This is a genomic window from Paracoccus sp. MA (genome assembly GCF_020990385.1).
Lineage (GTDB): Bacteria > Pseudomonadota > Alphaproteobacteria > Rhodobacterales > Rhodobacteraceae > Paracoccus.
Map to the genome: position 1 here is coordinate 849,442 of NZ_CP087597.1, position 15,088 is coordinate 864,529.

16 protein-coding genes are annotated in these 15,088 nt (G+C 67.7%); 14 read left to right on the forward strand and 2 right to left on the reverse strand.

Annotated features, from left to right (window positions below; genetic code table 11):
* Nucleotides 1–66 precede the first annotated feature (66 nt).
* Both LOS78_RS04160 and LOS78_RS04165 read left to right on the forward strand, forming a co-directional pair.
* A complete protein-coding gene (locus LOS78_RS04160) occupies nt 67–570 on the forward strand; it encodes a DUF1284 domain-containing protein (protein ID WP_230375581.1) in 504 nt (167 codons plus the stop codon).
* Nucleotides 567–1,220: an SDR family oxidoreductase gene (locus tag LOS78_RS04165; protein ID WP_028717593.1), complete on the forward strand. Its 654-nt coding sequence runs from the start codon at nt 567–569 to the stop codon at nt 1,218–1,220. The genes LOS78_RS04160 and LOS78_RS04165 overlap by 4 nt, the downstream gene beginning before the upstream one ends.
* Here LOS78_RS04165 and LOS78_RS04170 read toward each other — a convergent pair.
* Nucleotides 1,217–2,650 (reverse strand): cobyric acid synthase, encoded by a 1,434-nt coding sequence (locus tag LOS78_RS04170; RefSeq protein ID WP_230375582.1) that lies wholly within the window; start codon nt 2,648–2,650, stop codon nt 1,217–1,219. The two genes, LOS78_RS04165 and LOS78_RS04170, sit on opposite strands and share 4 nt — an antisense overlap.
* Nucleotides 2,651–2,704: 54 nt before the next feature.
* On the opposite strand from LOS78_RS04170, the gene secG reads away from it, so the two are divergent.
* The 11 genes from secG to LOS78_RS04225 all read left to right on the forward strand — a co-directional run bounded on the left by secG (nt 2,705) and on the right by LOS78_RS04225 (nt 12,201).
* On the forward strand, nt 2,705–3,256 hold the full coding sequence (gene secG / locus LOS78_RS04175; RefSeq protein ID WP_371824692.1) for a preprotein translocase subunit SecG: 552 nt from the start codon (nt 2,705–2,707) through the stop codon (nt 3,254–3,256).
* Nucleotides 3,257–3,402: 146 nt separating this feature from the next.
* Nucleotides 3,403–5,046, forward strand: coding sequence for a CTP synthase (locus tag LOS78_RS04180; RefSeq protein WP_028711109.1), 1,644 nt, complete (start codon nt 3,403–3,405; stop codon nt 5,044–5,046).
* A 48-nt stretch (nt 5,047–5,094) separates the two neighbouring features.
* A complete protein-coding gene (locus tag LOS78_RS04185) occupies nt 5,095–5,547 on the forward strand; it encodes a hypothetical protein (RefSeq protein WP_230375590.1) in 453 nt (150 codons plus the stop codon).
* A 75-nt stretch (nt 5,548–5,622) separates the two neighbouring features.
* Complete coding sequence (gene ppk2, locus LOS78_RS04190) at nt 5,623–6,531, forward strand: polyphosphate kinase 2 (RefSeq protein ID WP_230375615.1); 909 nt, start codon at nt 5,623–5,625, stop codon at nt 6,529–6,531.
* 70 nt (nt 6,532–6,601) lie between these two features.
* Nucleotides 6,602–6,898: a DUF1330 domain-containing protein gene (locus LOS78_RS04195; protein ID WP_230375617.1), complete on the forward strand. Its 297-nt coding sequence runs from the start codon at nt 6,602–6,604 to the stop codon at nt 6,896–6,898.
* 52 nt (nt 6,899–6,950) lie between these two features.
* Complete coding sequence (locus LOS78_RS04200) at nt 6,951–7,412, forward strand: TerB family tellurite resistance protein (protein ID WP_028711113.1); 462 nt, start codon at nt 6,951–6,953, stop codon at nt 7,410–7,412.
* Nucleotides 7,413–7,548: 136 nt separating this feature from the next.
* Nucleotides 7,549–8,373: an ABC transporter ATP-binding protein gene (locus tag LOS78_RS04205; protein ID WP_305802564.1), complete on the forward strand. Its 825-nt coding sequence runs from the start codon at nt 7,549–7,551 to the stop codon at nt 8,371–8,373.
* A gap of 21 nt (nt 8,374–8,394) precedes the next feature.
* Nucleotides 8,395–9,117: a transporter substrate-binding domain-containing protein gene (locus LOS78_RS04210; protein ID WP_230375621.1), complete on the forward strand. Its 723-nt coding sequence runs from the start codon at nt 8,395–8,397 to the stop codon at nt 9,115–9,117.
* A gap of 46 nt (nt 9,118–9,163) precedes the next feature.
* On the forward strand, nt 9,164–10,042 hold the full coding sequence (locus LOS78_RS04215; protein WP_230375624.1) for an ABC transporter permease: 879 nt from the start codon (nt 9,164–9,166) through the stop codon (nt 10,040–10,042).
* Nucleotides 10,039–10,866, forward strand: a complete 828-nt coding sequence (locus LOS78_RS04220) for an ABC transporter permease (protein ID WP_028711117.1) — start codon at nt 10,039–10,041, stop codon at nt 10,864–10,866. The genes LOS78_RS04215 and LOS78_RS04220 overlap by 4 nt, the downstream gene beginning before the upstream one ends.
* 3 nt (nt 10,867–10,869) lie before the next feature.
* A complete protein-coding gene (locus tag LOS78_RS04225; protein WP_028717588.1) occupies nt 10,870–12,201 on the forward strand; it encodes a glutamine synthetase family protein in 1,332 nt (443 codons plus the stop codon).
* Between the two features lie 134 nt (nt 12,202–12,335).
* Here the strand turns inward: LOS78_RS04225 and LOS78_RS04230 are convergent, their stop codons facing one another.
* Nucleotides 12,336–12,647, reverse strand: a complete 312-nt coding sequence (locus LOS78_RS04230) for an ETC complex I subunit (protein ID WP_028711119.1) — start codon at nt 12,645–12,647, stop codon at nt 12,336–12,338.
* A 187-nt stretch (nt 12,648–12,834) separates the two neighbouring features.
* Between LOS78_RS04230 and uvrB the strand changes: the two genes are divergently transcribed.
* On the forward strand, nt 12,835–15,021 hold the full coding sequence (uvrB, locus tag LOS78_RS04235) for an excinuclease ABC subunit UvrB (RefSeq protein WP_230375627.1): 2,187 nt from the start codon (nt 12,835–12,837) through the stop codon (nt 15,019–15,021).
* Nucleotides 15,022–15,088: the final 67 nt, after the last annotated feature.

Consider the following 15,088-nt stretch of genomic DNA (forward strand, 5'->3'; position numbering starts at 1 on the left):
GAGCGGGAACAGGATCAGGACCGGCCCCGGAACAGTTCCGGGGCCGTTCTGCTGCGCCCGCATCACGTGCTTTGCGCGATCGGCTGGCGGGGCAGCGGCTATTCGCCGGAATTCACCGAGAACATGAACGCCATCGTGCTGGGGCGGCTGCGGGCCGATCCGCAGACGCCGGTGGTCTTCACCGTCATGGCGGATGCGATCTGCCGTCCCTGCCCGTCGCGGCGCGGCATGGGCTGCGCCGCGGACGACCGGATCGGCCGGCTCGACAGGCGCCATGCCGCCGCGCTCGGCATCCGTTCGGGCCAGCGCATGACCTGGGCCGAGGCGCAGGCCCGCGCCACCGCGCGGTTGCGGCCCGGGGATCTCGGCCGGATCTGCTCGGGCTGCCAATGGCTCGATCTGGGCATGTGCCAGTCGGCGCTGGCGGATCTGCAGCGGGCCGAGGCCGGCCGGGGAATTTTCCCGCCGGATCAGCCTGCTGCCTGGGACGGGCACGATGACGCACCCGCCGCGAAGGCTGCGCTTCGGGGCTTGCGCGACCGCTGCGCGGATGCGAAATCGGCGCCATGACCGAGCATGACAAAATCGCGCTGATCACCGGCGCCTCGCGCGGCCTTGGCGCCGCTTTGGCCGAAACCCTTGCCGGCCGGGGCTGGCACATCCTTGCCGTCGCCCGCACCACCGGCGCGCTGGAGGAACTGGACGACCGCATCCGCAAGGCCGGCGGCGCGGCGACGCTGGCGCCGATGGATGTCGGCCAGCCCGAGGCCATGGTGCAGATGGTGCAGGCCGTCATGGGCCGCTGGGGCGGGCTGGACCTTTGGGCGCATTGCGCGATCCATGCCGCACCGCTGTCGCCGGCCGGGCATATCGACGGCAAGGATTTCCAGAAATCGGTCGATCTGAACCTCGTCGCCACGCGCGGGCTGATCGGGCTGATCGAGCCGCTGCTGCGCGCCCGCAAGGGCACGGCACTGTTCTTCGACGACAGGCGGGCGGGGCAGAAGTTCTTCGGCAGCTACGGCGCCACCAAGGCCGGCCAGATCGCCCTGGCCCGCAGCTGGCAGGCCGAGAACGAGACGCTCGGTCCTCGCGTGGTCATCGCCGAGCCGGCACCGATGCCGACCGCGCTGCGCGCCCGCTTCTTCCCCGGCGAGGACCGCGCCCGCCTGACCCCCTGTCAGGTCGAGGCCGAGCGCATCCTGGCCGAGATCCTCTAGCGCGCCAGCGCGAAAAGCGCATCGATGTCCAGATGCGCTTCCAGATGCACGGCCAGCCGGTCCAGAACATCCTCGACGCCGGCGCCGTAATCCAGGGCCGAGGCGGCGCCGAACCCGGCCAGCCAGGCGGCGCGGAAGGCATCGCCGGAAAACAGCCCGTGCAGATAGGTGCCGGCGACGCGGCCGTCGGGGCTGGTGGCGCCGTCCGGCGCGGGGATATGGGCGAAGGGGCGGGCGCAATCAGGCCCCTCGGTGCGGCCCATATGGATCTCGTAACCCTCGACCGGCTGGCCGAAGGCCGTGCCTGCGATCCGCGTCAGCCGCTTCTCGGACGCCATGCGGGTCTCGACCTCCAGCAGGCCCAGGCCGGGGGTGCTGCCGGGGTCGCCGTCATGGCCGCCGGGGTCGTGGACCCAGCGCCCCAGCATCTGATAGCCGCCGCAGATGCCCAAAACCCGGCCGCCGCGCCGCAGATGCGCGAAAAGGTCGATGTCCCAGCCCTGCTCGCGCAGGAAGGCCAGGTCGCCGCGCGTCGATTTCGTGCCCGGCAGGATCACCAGATCGGCATCCCCCGGCAGGGCCCGACCGGGCGGCACCATGGTCAGCCGCACCCCCGGCTCGGCCGCGAGCGGGTCGAGATCGTCGAAATTGGCGATGCGCGACAGCATCGGGCAGGCGATATGCAGCCCGCCCATGCCCGAGATGCGGCGCAGGTCCACCGCATCCTCGGCCGGCAGAAGCGCGGCATCGGGGAACCAGGGCACAAGGCCGAGGTCCGGCCAGCCGGTGCGCTCGGCGATGAAGGCGCGGCCGGCATCGAAGAGGGACGGATCGCCGCGGAAGCGGTTGATCAGGAAGCCGCGGATCATCGCGGCATCCTCCGGGTCGATCACCGCCTGCGTGCCAACGACCTGCGCGATCACGCCGCCGCGGTCGATGTCGCCGGCCAGCACCACCGGCACGCCGGCGGCACGGGCAAAACCCATATTGGCGATGTCGCGGGCACGCAGGTTGACCTCGGCCGGGCTGCCCGCGCCCTCGACCAGCACCAGATCATGCGCGGCGCGCAGCCGGGCGAAACTGTCCAGCACCGCGCCCATCAGCTGCGCCTTCAGCGCGCCGTAATCCGCCGCCGCCGCCCGCGTCACGGCACGGCCCTGCACCACCACCTGCGCGGCCCGGTCGGTCTCGGGCTTCAGCAGCACCGGGTTCATGTGGACCGAGGGCGCCAGGCCCGCCGCCCGCGCCTGAAGCGCCTGCGCCCGGCCGATCTCGCCCCCGTCCGGGGTCACGGCGGCATTGTTCGACATGTTCTGCGGCTTGAAGGGCGCCACGGCGATTCCGCGCCGCCTTGCCGCCCGGCACAATCCCGCCACCAGCAGGGATTTTCCCACATTCGACCCGGTGCCCTGGATCATCAGCGCGCCCATGCCCGCCCCCGCTTGCCAATCCGTGCCTTGGTGACTAGATAGGCGCGTCGCTGAATGAAAGGCCCCGTGGTGGAAAACGTCGTTCTTACCGTGCATCTGATCCTCGCCGTGCTTCTGATCGGGGTGGTGCTGCTGCAGCGGTCCGAAGGTGGCGGCCTTGGCATGGGCAGCGGCGGAGGCAGCGGCGTGATGACCGGCCGCCAGGCAGCGAACGCGCTGTCGCGCCTGACCTGGATCTTTGCCATCGGCTTCATCATCACCTCGATGACGCTGACCCTGATCGCCGCGCAGAACGCCTCCAGCGGCTCGATCGTGGACCAGCTGAACCTCGGCGGCTCGCAGCCCGCGCCGGCGACCAGCCTGCCCGGCATCGGCGACTACGCCCCGCCGCCCGGCGCGGGCCAGCCCGTGGTTCCGGGCGCCGGCCAGCCGGTGACGCCGCCCACGCCCGCGACCGAGACCCCGGCCCAGACGCCCGCCGCGCCCGCCGAGGGCGAGGGCAGCGCGCCCGCGACCGCCCCGGTGACGCCGCCGGCGGCAGAGGCTCCGGCCGAGACGCCGGCCCCGGACGCGCCAGCGGATGCGCCGGCCCCGGCCAATAACTGACACCACAACTTGGGGGCGCGACAGGCGCCCCTTACCACAATTTGCGGTCCGTTGCGGCCACGGGATAAATCGGATATGACTCGAGTCCCGTGATGCCGCCCAGATTCGGGCCGCGATCTTCTATTGGATTTCTCACGGGGGCCTCGATGGCGCGTTACATCTTCATCACCGGCGGTGTGGTTTCTTCGCTCGGCAAGGGGCTGGCATCGGCGGCGCTGGGGGCGCTGTTGCAGGCGCGCGGCTTCACCGTCCGGCTGCGCAAGCTCGACCCCTATCTGAACGTCGATCCCGGCACGATGAGCCCCTTCGAGCATGGCGAGGTCTTCGTCACCGACGACGGCGCCGAGACAGACCTGGACCTGGGCCATTACGAACGCTTCACCGGGGTCTCGGCGCGCAAGACCGACTCGGTCTCCTCCGGCCGCATCTATTCCAACGTGCTGGAGAAGGAGCGCCGCGGCGCCTATCTGGGCAAGACCATCCAGGTCATCCCGCACGTCACCAACGAGATCAAGGACTTCCTCGCCATCGGCGAGGACGAGGTCGATTTCATGCTCTGCGAGATCGGCGGCACGGTCGGCGACATCGAGGGCCTGCCCTTCTTCGAGGCGATCCGGCAATTCGCGCAGGACCGCCCGCGCGGGCGCTGCATCTTCATGCACCTGACGCTGCTGCCCTGGCTGGCCGCCAGCGGCGAGCTGAAGACCAAGCCGACCCAGCATTCGGTCAAGGAGCTGCGCTCGATCGGCATCGCCCCGGACGTGCTGGTCTGCCGCAGCGAGCAGCCGATCCCGGAAAAGGAACGCGCCAAGATCGCGCTGTTCTGCAACGTCCGCCCCGATGCGGTGATCCCGGCCTATGACCTGAAGTCGATCTACGAGGCGCCGCTGGCCTATCACCGCGCCGGCCTCGACCAGGCGGTGCTGGACGCCTTCCAGATCAGTCCCGCCCCGCGCCCCGACCTGAGCCGCTGGGAAGACGTCATGGACCGGCTGGAGAATGCCGAGGGCCAGGTCCGCATCGCCGTGGTCGGCAAATATACCCAGCTGGAAGATGCCTACAAATCCATCGCCGAGGCGCTGACCCATGGCGGCATGGCCAATCGCGTCCGGGTCAAGGCCGATTGGGTGGACAGCGAGAAGCTGGAGGGCGAAGGCGCGCATCTGCTGGACGGCTATCACGGCATCATCGTGCCCGGCGGTTTCGGCGAGCGCGGCACCGAGGGCATGATCGCCGCGGCCCGCTACGCGCGCGAGAAGAAGGTGCCCTATCTCGGCATCTGCCTGGGCATGCAGATGGCGGTGATCGAGGCGGCGCGCAACCTTGCCGACATGCCCGACGCGGGCTCCGAGGAATTCGACCACGAGGCCGGAAAGACCCGCTTCACGCCGGTCGTCTATCACCTCAAGGAATGGGTGCAGGGCAATTACACCGTGCAGCGCAAGCTGACCGACGACAAGGGCGGCACCATGCGGCTGGGCGCCTATACCGCCGTGCTGCAACCGGGCTCGAAGATCTCGGAGGTCTATGACGGCGCGCTGGAGATCGAGGACCGCCACCGCCACCGCTACGAGGTGGATGCGAAATACCGCGAGCAGCTCGAGGCGGCGGGCCTCAGCTTCTCGGGCATGTCGCCGGACGGGCGGCTGCCCGAGGTGGTGGAATACCGCGACCATCCCTGGTTCATCGGCGTGCAGTCGCATCCCGAGCTGAAGTCGAAGCCCTTCGAGCCCGCGCCGCTGTTCGCCGGCTTCGTCCGCGCGGCGATGGAGAACGAGCGGCTGGTCTGAGCCGCCGCACCGCGCCATAATGCCGGGACCCAGACGAACGGTCCCGACATGCGCCTTGCCTTGCCGATCCTGATGCTTTGCGCCGCCCCCGCGCTTGCGGATGCGCCGCTGTTCCTGCTCGACCAGACGCGCCTGCCCTTCGACCTTGGCCCCGGCGCGCCGCAGAACCAGCCCGCGCGGCAGTCGAACTCGCCGCATGCGGCGGCGAATTCTGCGGCCAGCTCGGCCAACAGCGGATCGAGCTATGCCAATTCGCCGCGCAACCCGACCAATGAGAAGCGGGTGATCTTCACCTCGGACGGCACGGTGGTGGGCTATTACGCGCCGAACGGCGCGGGCACGCTGAACCTGTTCACCGTGACCGGCAAGCGCGTCGCCTACCGGCCCAGGGGCAGCAAGAGCCTGTTTTCCAGCGACGGGCGCTGGTGCGGCACGGTGGCGGATGCCAGCGGCGGCGGCTTCGCCTTTGGCATCATCCGCGACTGCGCCGGGCTGTTCTAGCCGGGCCGCGCGGCCATGACACCGGATTGTCACATTGCGAGGCTAGATCGCGGGCAAGCGCAGCAGGAGATCCCCATGCAGGACCAGACACCCAAGGATTGGCTCGAAGCCGAACTTCAGGACACGCTCGACGAGGATTTCGAGATCGAGATGGAGGACGCCGTCCTGTCGCAGGAGATCGCGCGCATCTATCGCCAGACCCATCCCGACCAGATGCCGCGCGCCGATTATTTCCGCGAGCTGCTGCGGCTTCAGGCAGAGATGATCAAGCTTCAGGACTGGGTGGCGCATCACAAGGAAAAGGTCGTGGTCATCTTCGAGGGCCGCGACAGCGCCGGCAAGGGCGGCGCGATCAAGCGCATCACCCAGCGGCTGAACCCGCGTGTCGCCCGCGTGGTGGCGCTGCCCGCGCCCTCGGACCGCGAAAAGACGCAATGGTATTTCCAGCGCTACGTGCCGCACCTGCCGGCGGGGGGCGAGATCGTGCTCTTCGACCGCAGCTGGTACAACCGCGCCGGGGTCGAGCGGGTGATGGGCTTCGCGACCGAGGACCAGGTGCAGCAATTCTTCGACGACGTGCCGGAATTCGAGCGCATGTTGGTGCGTTCCGGCATCCGGCTGGTGAAATACTGGTTCTCGATCACCGACGAGGAACAGCAGATGCGCTTCCTGATGCGCATCCACGACCCGCTGAAGCAGTGGAAGCTGTCGCCGATGGACCTGCAATCCCGCGTCCGCTGGGAGGATTACACCAAGGCCAAGGAAGAGATGTTCGAGCGCACCAACATCCCCGAGGCCCCCTGGTATATCGTGCCCGGCAACGACAAGAAGCGGGCGCGGCTGAACTGCATGGCGCATCTGCTGACCATGGTCCCCTATGAGCCGGTGCCGCATGAGGAGATCACCCTGCCCGACCGGGTCTTCAACCCGGATTACGAGCGCGAGGTGCTGCCGCCCGAGCTCTACGTGCCGCAACGTTACTAGGGCGGGATCGGGCTTGCGGCTGCGCCCTTGCGCGGCATGATCGGCACGCAACAGCCGCAAGGAGCCAGCCATGCCCAAAGCTTATTGGATCGGCCATGTCACGGTCGACGACCCCGCCGCATACGAGGCCTATCGCCAGGCCAATGCGGCGGCCTTCCGGAAATACGGCGCGCGCTTCCTGGTGCGCGGCGGCGCGCTGGAGGTGGTCGAGGGCCAGATGCGCCCCCGCACCGTGGTGGTCGAATTCGCCGACCTGGAGACCGCCCGCGCCTGCTATCACAGTCCGGAATACCAGGCGGCGCTGGCGCTGCGGCAGCCCTGCTCGGTCGCCGACCTCGCCATCGTCGAGGGCTGGGAACCTGCCTGACAAATTTCGCCCGCCATATTGTTGCGGCGCGAAAATGCCTTAATATCCGGCCATGTTCCGCAATCTTCTAAGCCGCCTTTTCATCGACGCCCCCGAATCCTCGCACCTGCACGGGCAGGATGCCGAGGTCGCCGTCGCATCCCTGCTGGTCCGCCTGGCCCGCGCCGACGATCACTACGGCAAGGCCGAGCAGCAGCGCATCGACCAGGTGCTGGCCCGGCGCCGGGGCCTTGGCGCCGCCGAGGCAGCCGAACGGCGCGCGGCGGCCGAGATGATCGAGGCCGAGGCCCCCGATACCGTGCGTTTCACCCGCATCATCAAGGAACGGGTGGACCTGCTGGACCGGCAGGAGATCATCGCCGCCATGTGGGAGGTCGCCTATGCCGACGGAAACCGCAACGCCGACGAGGAATCGCTCGTGCGGCTGGTCGCGGGGCTTCTCGGCGTGAACGACCGCGATTCGGCGCTGGCCCGGCAAAGGGCGCTGGTGGGGCTGGGCCTGTCCGAGGAATGAGCCCGCATCCCCGCCATCCGCCCGTCGCCGGCCCTCCCCGGGTCCCCCCGGCCCCGACAGGAAAGCCGGCGAGGAAAGCGTTGCAATCGCCCGGCAAATATCGCCTCATATCCGCATGAGCCAGACAGAACCGACCATGGCCGCCGCCCATCCGGCCCCCGCTTCGGCCCCCGCTTCGGCCCGCGCTTCGGCCCGCGTGCCGGTGATAGAAATCCGGGACCTGCACAAGGCCTATGGCCCGCTGCAGGTCATCAAGGGCGTCAGCCTGACCGCCCCGCGCGGCCATGTCATCAGCCTGATCGGCTCTTCCGGCTCGGGCAAGTCGACGCTCTTGCGCTGCTGCAACCTGCTCGAGGACAGCCAGCAGGGCGAGATCCTGTTCGAGGGCGAGGCTGTGCGCTGGCGCGGCACCGGGCTGGCGCGGGTGCCCGCCGACCGCGCCCAGGTCACGCGGCTGCGCACCAACCTGTCCATGGTGTTCCAGCAGTTCAACCTGTGGTCGCACATGACCATCCTGCAGAACGTGATGGAGGCGCCGGTCCATGTGCTGAAGCGCAGCCCGGCCGAGGTCGAGGTGCGGGCGCGCGAATTGCTGGCCAAGGTCGGCATCGGCGACAAGGCCGACGCCTGGCCCGCGCAGCTGTCGGGCGGCCAGCAGCAGCGCGCCGCCATCGCCCGCGCGCTCTGCATGGAGCCCAAGGCGCTGCTTCTGGACGAGCCGACCAGCGCGCTGGACCCGGAATTGCAGCAGGAGGTGGTGCGCGTCATCAAGGCGCTGGCTACCGAGCATTGCACCATGCTGCTGGTCACCCATGACATGCGGCTGGCGGCCGATGTCAGCGACCACGTCGTCTTCCTGCATCAGGGCCGGATCGAGGAAGAGGGGCCGCCGGCGCAGCTTTTCGGCGCGCCGCGCTCCGAACGGCTGCGCCAGTTCCTGAGCGCGTCCATGGCCGAATGAAAAACCAACAGGAGAGTTGAAATGAAGAAGATCATGCTTGCAGCCGCGGCGCTGGCCCTGACCACGAGCATGGGTGTGGCGCAGACGGTGCGCATCGCCACCGAGGGCGCCTATCCTCCCTACAACTTCATCAACGATCAGGGGCAGGTGGCCGGGTTCGAGGTCGAGCTGGGCAACGAGCTGTGCCAGCGCGCCGAACTGCAATGCACCTGGGTCAAGAACGACTGGGATTCGATCATCCCGAACCTCGTCTCGTCGAATTACGACGCGATCATGGCGGCGATGAGCATCAACGAAGAGCGCAAGCAGGCCATCGCCTTCACCGAGAACTATCTGCCCCCCGCGCCCTCGTCCTATGTCGCGCTTGAAGAGGGGGCCAATCTGGAAACCGGCATCGTCGCGGTCCAGATCGGGACGGTCCAGGCCTCCCATATCGCCGATACGCAGGCCACGATGCTGGAATATCCGAATATCGACCAGGTCTTCGCCGCCGTCCGCAATGGCGAGGCCGACGCGGCCTTCGGCGACCACGAGGTCATGCGCCCCTTCGTCGAGGACAGCGAGGACCTGATCTTCGTCGGCGAGCAGGTCCGGCTGGACGAGGGCATCGGCATCGGCGTGCGCCAGTCCGACAACGAGCTGCGCGAAAAGCTGAACGCGGCGATCGGCGCGATGAAGCAGGACGGCAGCCTGAACGAGCTGATCAAGAAGCATTTCGGCGAGGACGCGCAGACCTACGAATGACCTGACGCCGCCGCGGCAATCCCGCGGCGGCCCAACCGGCGGCACGATGTTTTCCTACTGCACCGACCCTTCCGCCCTGCAAGGGCTTGCCTGGTTGTCATGCTATCTGACGACCGGCAATCACATGCTGTTCTACCTGTCCTTCGGCACGGTGCTGCTGCTCCTGGCCGTCACCGCGCCGGCGGCGCTGCTTTTCGGGTTCGGCGGCGCGCTGGCCGCGCGCTCGCGCATGACGCCGCTGCGCTGGTTCGGGCGCATCTATACCTCGATGGTGCGCGGCGTGCCCGACATCATCTTCTTCCTTTTCGTACCCATCGCACTGGACCAGGGCCTGGAATGGCTGCGCTCGCGCGTCTATTGCGACCCTTCGGTGCCGGTGCGGCAGGGCAACGAGTTCATCGTCTGCGCGGCGGCCAAGCTGCCACTCTCGACCTCGCCGGAATGGGTGCATCAGCTCTATGGCATCTTCCTGGCGGTGATCGCCTTTTCGGTGGTCTTCGGGGCCTTCGCCGCCAATGTGCTGCATGGCGCGATGAACGCCGTGCCCCGTGCCCAGCTGGAAACCGCCGAGGCCTATGGCATGAGCCCGCGGCAGGTGAACCGGCGCATCCTGATCCCGCAGATGTGGACCTATGCCCTGCCGGGCCTCGCCAATCTGTGGATGATCCTGATCAAGTCCACGCCGCTGCTGTTCGTGCTGGGGGTCGAGGACATCGTCTACTGGGCGCGCGAGCTGGGCGGCGCCAAGACCCGCGCCTATGCCTATCCGCATCCCGACTGGCGGCTTTACTATTTCCTCGCCATCCTGGTGTTCTACCTGCTGATGACCTGGGGCTCGGAACGGATCTTCGACCGTATCCGGGCGCGGCTCTCGGCCGGCCAGGCCACCGCCGCCGGCGAGGCGATGCGAAAGGCCGCGACATGAGCCAGTGCCTGCAGACCATCCAGGATTACGGGCTGCGCGCCATCGGCATCGGCGAAAGGCTCTTGCCGCGCAGCGGGTTCACGCTTTGCGAGCAGGTCACGCTGATCGGCTCGGGGCTGATCTGGAACATCTATTTCGCGGCGCTGGCGCTGTTTTTCGGCTTCTTCCTCGCCAATCTGCTGGCCGTGGCCAAGGCCAGCGGCAATCGCTGGGTCCGCAAGCCGGCCGAGTGGTTCATCTTCCTGTTCCGCGGCAGCCCGCTCTTCATCCAGTTCTTCCTGGCCTATGAGCTGCTGGTGCAGCTGCCGCGCGCCGGCATCGACGTCTTCGGCATCACCGTGCAGACCAGCTGGATGACGCGGGCCTGGGCCGGGGCGCTGCTTGTGCTGGTGCTGAACACCGCCGCCTATTCGGCCGAGATCTTCTACGGCGCGCTGCGCAACCTGCCCAAGGGCGAGCTGGAGGCCGCCGACGCCTATGGCATGACCGGCTGGACCCGCTATCGCCGCGTGGTCTGGCCGACCGCGATGCGTCTGGCCTGGCCGGCCTATACCAACGAGGCGATCTTTCTGTTCCATGCCACGACGCTGGTGTTCTTTTCGGGTTTTCCGGCCTTTCAGCAGCGGGGCGACGCGCTTTATTACGCCAGCTATTTCGCGGACAAGACCTTCAATCCCTTCATCGCCTATCCGATCGTCGCGGCCTATTTCGTCCTGCTGACGATCGGCCTGATCGCGCTGTTCGGTCTCGCCAACCGCAGGCTGAACCGCCATCTTCCCGGCGCGGCGAAGAAGATCCGTTACAGGCCCAATCTCATCAGGTGATCCATGGACTGGCTGCGCGAGCATCCCGACGTCAAGACCATCCGCATCGCGGCCGCCGACCTCAACGGTGTGGCGCGCGGCAAGCGGGTTCCGGCACGTTTCGCCGACAAGGTCCTGACCGAGGGCACGAAATTTCCGTTCTCGGTGCTGAACATGGACATCTGGGGCGAGGATATCGAGGACAGCCCGCTGGTCTTCCAGGCCGGCGACCCCGACGGCTTGCTGCTGCCGACCGAGCGCGGCTTCATGCCCATGCCCTGGCTGGAGGCGCCGACCGGCCTTCTGCCGATCTGGATGTTCCACCTGGACGGCCGCCCCTATGAGGGCGACCCGCGCCAGGCGCTGGCCCGCGTCGTGGATCGCTACAAGGCCGCCGGCCTGACCCCGGTGGTGGCGACCGAGCTGGAATTCTTCCTGATCGACGATTCCGGCGGCCAGCTGCGCGTGCCGCCCAGCCCACGCTCGGGCAAGCGCCGCACCGGGGCCGAGACGCTGAGCCTGCGCGCCCTCGACGCCTTCGACCGCTTCTTCACCGCGCTCTATGACGCCTGCGAGGCGATGGACATTCCCGCCGATACCGCGATCTCGGAAGCCGCTCCGGGCCAGTTCGAGATCAACCTGATGCACCAGCCCGACCCGCTGAAAGCCGCCGACGACGCCTGGCTGTTCAAGCTGCTGGTCAAGGGGCTGGCGCGGCAATACGGCTTTGCCGGCTCCTTCATGGCCAAGCCCTACGAGGAATGGAACGGTTCGGGCATGCACATGCATTTCTCGGTACTGGACCGGCAGGGCCGCAACGTCTTCGACAATGGCGGCGACGAGGGCTCGGAGGTGCTGCGCCATGCCGTCGCCGGCTGCCTGGCGGCCATGCCCGGCTCGACCCTGCTGTTCGCCCCGCACGAGAACAGCTACGACCGGCTGGTACCCAACGCCCATGCGCCGACCGGCATCGGCTGGGCCTATGAGAACCGGACCTCGGCCATCCGCATCCCCTCCTCGGGCCCCAAGGCGCGGCGGATCGAGCATCGCGTGGCCGGCGGCGACGTGAATCCCTATCTGACCGTCGCGGCGGTGCTGGGCGCGGCGCTGAACGGCATCGAGGACAAGGCCGAGCCGCCGCCGCCGATCAAGGGCAATGCCTATGAGCTGGGACTGGAACAGCTTCCCGGCAGCTGGGGCGAGGCCATCGACGCCTTCGCCGCCTCGCCCGAGATCAAGCGCGTCTTTCCGGCGCATCTGATCGAGAATTTCGTCATGACCAAGCGGCAGGAACTGCGCTACATGGCCGAGCTTTCGGACGAGGAGACGGTCGAGCTTTATCTCGACACCGTCTGAAGACGGCTGCGGATCAAGCCGCAGCCAAGCCAGCCGTGGCCGCGTCAGGGATTCGAGCCTTCAGGGAACGAAGAAGCCGGGGCGCGACGCCCCGGCCTTCTCTGTTTTGCAAATACCCGAATCCGGAGGCGCGCTCAATGCGTCCAGGGCGCGCGGCGGTCGCTGGCGAAATTCTCGCCATAGCCGCGGGGCCGGATGTTCGGGGCGCGGGTATGCGGCTCGATCACCTCGTAGTCCAGGCCATGCTCGCGGGCATAGTCCTCGGCCTGCTTGCGGGTTTCGAAGCGCAGGCGAACCTGGCTCTGGGTGTCGTCGCTGCTGGTCCAGCCCATCAGCGGATCGATGGCGCGCGGATCGGCGGGCGGAAAGTCCAGAACCCAGTTCTTGCTGCGGGCCGTGCCGGATTGCATGGCGTTGCGGGCGGGCTTGTAGATGCGGACACGCATGGCGGGAACCCTCTGTTCTTGCTTGTCGCCTTATCCCCGATGCAGGGCGGGCGATCAAGATGCTCGTCGCGCGATTCCCACCATGCCGGCCGGCCTGGCGCGGCGAAACTGCGCAATATTCGCGTCCCGGGGTTGCATCGCGGCGCGAATGCGCCAGATTCACCCGGGCAGGAACAAAGGTGAAACCATGGGTCACAACAACACCAACGCCCCCATCGCGCGCTTTCCCGAGGTGACCCGGCCCAAGCTCGAGGGCGGCAGGCGCTTCGTCATGCGTTCCGAATTCCAGCCCGCCGGCGACCAGCCCACCGCCATCGCCGAGCTGGCGCAGGGCGTGATGGCGGGCGAGCGCGACCAGGTGCTGCTGGGCGCCACCGGCACCGGCAAGACCTTCACCATGGCCAAGGTGATCGAGGAAACCCAGCGCCCCGCCATCATCCTGGCTCCGAACAAGACCTTGGCGGCGCAATTATACGGCGAATTCAAGGGCTTCTTTCCCGACAACGCCGTGGAATATTTCGTCAGCTATTACGACTACTATCAGCCCGAAGCCTATGTGCCGCGTTCCGACACCTATATCGAGAAGGAATCGCAGATCAACGAGGCCATCGACCGGATGCGCCATTCGGCCACCCGGGCGCTGCTGGAGCGCGACGACGTGATCATCGTCGCCTCGGTCAGCTGCATCTACGGCATCGGCTCGGTCGAGACCTATTCGGCGATGACCCAGGACATGGTGGTCGGCCAGCTCTACGATCAGCGCGAATTCCTGGCCGAACTGGTGGCGCAGCAATACCGCCGCCTCGACGCCGCCTTCCAGCGCGGCGGCTTCCGGGTGCGCGGCGATGTGATCGAGGTCTGGCCGGCCCACCTGGAAGACCGGGCCTGGCGATTCGACTTTTTCGGAAACGAGCTTGAATCGATTACCGAATTCGATCCGCTGACCGGCGCCAAGACCGACAGCTTCCAGCAGATCCGCATCTATGCCAACAGCCACTACGTCACCCCGCGCCCGACATTGCAGCAGGCAATCAAGGGGATACGGGCCGAACTTCAGGCACGGCTGAAACAGCTGACCGACGAGGGCAAGCTGCTGGAAGCCCAGCGGCTGGAGCAGCGCACGAATTTCGACCTGGAAATGCTTGAAGCGACAGGCGTTTGCAACGGGATCGAGAACTATTCCCGCTATCTGACCGGCCGTGCGCCGGGCGAGCCGCCGCCGACGCTGTTCGAGTTCATCCCCGACAACGCCATCGTCTTTGCCGACGAATCGCATGTCTCGGTGCCGCAGATCGGCGGCATGTATCGCGGCGACTTCCGGCGCAAGTTCACCCTGGCCGAGCATGGCTTCCGCCTGCCCAGCTGCATGGACAACCGGCCGCTGAAATTCGAGGAATGGGACGCGATGCGGCCGCAATCCGTCTTTGTCAGCGCCACGCCGGCGCAATGGGAGCTGGACCAGACCGGCGGCGTCTTCACCGAGCAGGTCATCCGCCCCACCGGCCTTCTGGATCCGCAGGTCGAGATCCGCCCGGTCGAGATGCAGGTGGACGATCTGCTGGACGAGGTGCGCAAGGTCGCGGCGCAAGGCTATCGCACGCTGGTCACCACGCTGACCAAGCGCATGGCCGAGGACCTGACCGAATACCTGCACGAACAGGGCATTCGCGTGCGCTACATGCACAGCGACATCGACACGATCGAGCGCATCGAGATCCTGCGCGACCTGCGGCTGGGGGCCTTCGACGTGCTGGTCGGCATCAACCTGCTGCGCGAGGGGCTGGACATTCCCGAATGCGGGCTGGTGGCGATCCTCGATGCCGACAAGGAGGGGTTCCTGCGCTCGGAAACCTCGCTGATCCAGACCATCGGCCGGGCGGCGCGCAACGCCGACGGCCGCGTCATCATGTATGCCGACCGCATCACCGGCAGCATGGAACGCGCCATGGCCGAGACCGAGCGCCGGCGCCAGAAGCAGATCGCCTATAACGAAGCGCATGGGATCACGCCGCAGACCGTGCGGAAGAATGTCGAGGACGTGCTGGCCGGGCTGTGGCAGGGCGATACCGATCAGGCGCGCATCACGACGCGGGTCGAGAAGCCGCTGGTCGGCGCCAATCTGGCGGCGCATCTGGACGCGCTGCGGGCGCAGATGCGCAAGGCGGCCGAGAACCTGGAATTCGAGGAGGCCGCGCGGCTGCGCGACGAGGTCAAGCGGTTGGAGGCGGTGGAGCTGGCCGTGGCCGACGACCCGCTGGCCCGGCAATCCGCCATCGAGGAGGCGGCCGAGGCGGCGGTCAAATCCTCGGGACGCTCGACCGCCGGGCGCGCCGGCCAGCGCGGCGGCAACAAGCGGTCGCGCCGCCGCAGCTGATCCGCGGCCGCGTCGGGGCGGACCTTTCCCGCACCCCGCTTCCGCCGGTCAAGGCACCGGAAGCTGG

What these genes read in the sequence shown, in the direction of transcription:
- LOS78_RS04185 (WP_230375590.1), top strand. Translation starts at nt 5,095, where the DNA reads ATGCGCCTTGCCTTGCCGATCCTGATGCTTTGCGCCGCCCCCGCGCTT.
- LOS78_RS04210 (WP_230375621.1), top strand. Translation starts at nt 8,395, where the DNA reads ATGAAGAAGATCATGCTTGCAGCCGCGGCGCTGGCCCTGACCACGAGC.
- LOS78_RS04205 (WP_305802564.1), top strand. Translation starts at nt 7,549, where the DNA reads ATGGCCGCCGCCCATCCGGCCCCCGCTTCGGCCCCCGCTTCGGCCCGC.
- LOS78_RS04230 (WP_028711119.1), bottom strand. Translation starts at nt 12,647, where the DNA reads ATGCGTGTCCGCATCTACAAGCCCGCCCGCAACGCCATGCAATCCGGC.
- LOS78_RS04180 (WP_028711109.1), top strand. Translation starts at nt 3,403, where the DNA reads ATGGCGCGTTACATCTTCATCACCGGCGGTGTGGTTTCTTCGCTCGGC.
- LOS78_RS04225 (WP_028717588.1), top strand. Translation starts at nt 10,870, where the DNA reads ATGGACTGGCTGCGCGAGCATCCCGACGTCAAGACCATCCGCATCGCG.
- ppk2 (WP_230375615.1), top strand. Translation starts at nt 5,623, where the DNA reads ATGCAGGACCAGACACCCAAGGATTGGCTCGAAGCCGAACTTCAGGAC.
- LOS78_RS04200 (WP_028711113.1), top strand. Translation starts at nt 6,951, where the DNA reads ATGTTCCGCAATCTTCTAAGCCGCCTTTTCATCGACGCCCCCGAATCC.
- secG (WP_371824692.1), top strand. Translation starts at nt 2,705, where the DNA reads ATGAAAGGCCCCGTGGTGGAAAACGTCGTTCTTACCGTGCATCTGATC.
- LOS78_RS04215 (WP_230375624.1), top strand. Translation starts at nt 9,164, where the DNA reads ATGTTTTCCTACTGCACCGACCCTTCCGCCCTGCAAGGGCTTGCCTGG.
- LOS78_RS04220 (WP_028711117.1), top strand. Translation starts at nt 10,039, where the DNA reads ATGAGCCAGTGCCTGCAGACCATCCAGGATTACGGGCTGCGCGCCATC.
- LOS78_RS04165 (WP_028717593.1), top strand. Translation starts at nt 567, where the DNA reads ATGACCGAGCATGACAAAATCGCGCTGATCACCGGCGCCTCGCGCGGC.
- LOS78_RS04170 (WP_230375582.1), bottom strand. Translation starts at nt 2,650, where the DNA reads ATGGGCGCGCTGATGATCCAGGGCACCGGGTCGAATGTGGGAAAATCC.
- LOS78_RS04195 (WP_230375617.1), top strand. Translation starts at nt 6,602, where the DNA reads ATGCCCAAAGCTTATTGGATCGGCCATGTCACGGTCGACGACCCCGCC.
- uvrB (WP_230375627.1), top strand. Translation starts at nt 12,835, where the DNA reads ATGGGTCACAACAACACCAACGCCCCCATCGCGCGCTTTCCCGAGGTG.